3 protein-coding genes are annotated in these 2,819 nt (G+C 46.4%); all 3 read right to left on the bottom strand.

What is annotated here, in order from left to right; genetic code table 11:
* On the bottom strand, positions 1–1,094 hold a 1,094-nt coding region (locus tag ACQY6Q_RS18785; protein ID WP_427983793.1), incomplete at its 3' end, for a NapC/NirT family cytochrome c.
* 297 nt (positions 1,095–1,391) lie between these two features.
* Complete coding sequence (gene hisIE / locus ACQY6Q_RS18780; RefSeq protein ID WP_427983791.1) at positions 1,392–2,009, bottom strand: bifunctional phosphoribosyl-AMP cyclohydrolase/phosphoribosyl-ATP diphosphatase HisIE; 618 nt, start codon at positions 2,007–2,009, stop codon at positions 1,392–1,394.
* Entirely contained in the window at positions 2,006–2,779 is a 774-nt protein-coding gene (gene hisF / locus ACQY6Q_RS18775; protein WP_427983790.1) for an imidazole glycerol phosphate synthase subunit HisF, read from the bottom strand. The genes hisIE and hisF overlap by 4 nt, the downstream gene beginning before the upstream one ends.
* Between the last annotated feature and the right edge of the window lie 40 nt (positions 2,780–2,819).

Raw genomic sequence — 2,819 nt, 5'->3', positions numbered from 1 at the left:
TAGTGACCAACCACATCTTTCGCGTGGTGCTGGAAGAACTTAGTCAAAATTTCTAGGTTTTCTGCTGAAATATCAGTGCGATCACCCATACTTTTCGCGACAGGCCCCCATGCGTTCACCGTGAAGTGATTTGAAGGAATTTTGGCGTGACAAGTTGCGCAGTAAACATTGTCTAACTCTTCCGCGTATGACCAAACTGGCTCTAGTGTATCAACCACTGGAGAATCGATATCAACGGTTAGAGAAACCGGGCGCCATTCATTATCATATGCGTCTGCTTTGTATTCGCCTGTTGTTAGTGCTTCTTGGCCTTGAGCAGAGAGCTTCGCAACAATAGCTCGTTGACCTTCGCCCATGTAAAGCACTTGCTCTGCACCTTTCATTTGGTATGCATTTAGTTTTACGGTACGTTGATCGTTCTCGGCTTTCACTACTTCCAATTTCGTTGTTGGGTTAATGGTACCTAAGCCACCCATGCTTATCGAGGTGACTGGGTAAACCACCTTCGCGTCGGCGGCAGTTTTGGTAGTGAAGCTCATTAGTATCTCAAACGCTTTGCTATCAAGCTCTGCTTCAGGTGCAAAGTGCGCGACACCTTTATGACAGTCGATGCAAGTTTGATTGTTTTCTTTTGCGTAAGCGTGCATTTGAGCCGCGTCGCGAGATTGTTCAAACTGTTCCACTGCATCGAAGTTGTGACAAGAGCGGCAAGTGGCTGAATCGTTTGCGCGGAATTGCTCCCAGACCATTTCAGCAAGCTCTGTGCGGTGAGCTGCGTATTTTTCTGGTGTATCTATTTTGCCAGTAATAAACTCGTGATAAATGTCTTTCGTCGCACGAATCTTAGTGATTAAGTAATCGGTTGGTTCTTTAGGTATATGACAGTCGGAACATTCAGCGCGAATACCTTTGGCATTACTGAAGTGGACCGAACCCTGATACTCTTTATAGGCGGTTTCCATAGTGTGACAAGAGAGACAAAATTCAGTGTCCGATGTGTAATGCATCACTACTGCTGCGCCACCTAACGTTAACCAGCCTACTACAACACCCACAGCCGCTATTGCAGCCACATAACGTTTTTTAATCGACATAATTAGTCACACTAGGAGATAAAGTTTAAGTATAGACTCTAGCTACTACTTTAGAGGTAGTCCAGCCTAGGCGATTATTTTATTTTTATCTGTGATTATGTTCGACAAACTCAGCATAATTTGTCCAGTGGTTACGTGGTTTACTTATGTAATTTTGCTTGTTTATGGCAATAAGCTTTAAGCGCTTGCTACTTGCTGTATTGAATAAATAGGAGAGGAATTTGCAGCTTGAGGTAAGCCTAGCCTAAGAGATAAAAAAACCAGCTTGACGCTGGTTTTTTATAGTAAAAAGAAGCCTTATTTATGTCGTGCTTGCAAGCAGGCAACGACTTCTTCAAAGCCGACTTCTTGTTTTTCTAGCAGTACTAACAAGTGGTAGAGCAGATCGGAACTTTCGTTGATTAGCTCTTCGCGGTCGTTGGCCATGGCTGCTAGGGCTACTTCTACGCCTTCTTCGCCGACTTTTTGCGAGATACGCTTAGTGCCGCGGGCAAATAGGCTAGCGGTGTAGCTTTGCTCAGGATCGGCAGACTTGCGCTCGGCCAATACCGCTTGTAACTGGGCAATAAAGGTGAGCTTGGGCTCTTGATGGCCATCAAAACAGCTTTGAGTACCCTTATGGCAGGTTGGGCCAATCGGGTCAACCGCCACTAGCAGCGTGTCTTGGTCACAGTCTAAGCTAATGCTTTTTAGCTGCAGCACGTTGCCAGAGGTCTCGCCCTTGGTCCATAGGCGTTGTTTAGTACGGCTATAAAAGGTGACTTGTTGGCTGTCTAAGGTCTTTTTCAGTGCGTCGCTGTTCATGTAACCTAGCATCAAGACTTGGCCGCTGTGGTCATTTTGTACCACGGCAGGGATTAAGCCTTCGACTTTGTCCCAGTCAATTTGTTGGTTGAGTTGTTCAAACTGGCTCATAGTCGAATCGCTACCTCTTGTTGTTTTAGATATTGTTTTAGCTCGCCAATATTAATGATGCTTTTATGGAATACGCTGGCGGCGAGTGCGCCGTCTACATCGGAAATCTTAAAGGCATCTTTAAAGTGTTGCATTTCACCAGCACCACCTGAGGCGATTAAGGGCACTTTACAAATTTCGCGTACGCGGCTCAGTTGCTCTAGGTCGTAACCTTGGCGAACTCCGTCTTGGTTCATCACGTTAAGTACAATTTCACCAGCGCCACGCGCTTGTACTTCTTTTACCCAGTCAAAGGTGTTCCAAGTGGTGGTTACGGTGCGTTTTTCATCACCGGTAAACTGCTTCACTTGGTATTGCTTAGTTTCGTCGCAGTAGTAAGAGTCGATGCCAACTACAATACACTGCACCCCAAATTTATCGGCCAAGCGAGTGATTAAACTAGGGTCGGCGAGGGCAGGCGAATTAATCGAGATTTTATCGGCACCATTTTGCAAGGTGCGGTTGGCGTCTTCAATGGTTTTAATCCCGCCAGCTACACAGAAGGGAATGTCGATAACTTCAGCCACACGGCTCACCCAGCTTTTGTCTACCACTCGCGCATCAGAGCTGGCGGTAATGTCGTAGAACACCAACTCGTCGGCGCCTTCTTCAGCGTAGCGTTTGGCTAGTGGCACGATGTCGCCAATGATTTCGTGGTTACGAAACTTCACCCCTTTTACCACCAAGCCGTCTTTAACGTCTAAGCAGGGAATAATTCGTTTAGCTAGCATTGCTGCCTCCTTGCTGCCAACAAGCGATGGCCTGTTCTAC

Source organism: Agarivorans sp. (assembly GCF_050295395.1).
GTDB lineage: Bacteria > Pseudomonadota > Gammaproteobacteria > Enterobacterales > Celerinatantimonadaceae > Agarivorans.
This window is presented reverse-complemented; position numbering and strand designations above follow the sequence as displayed.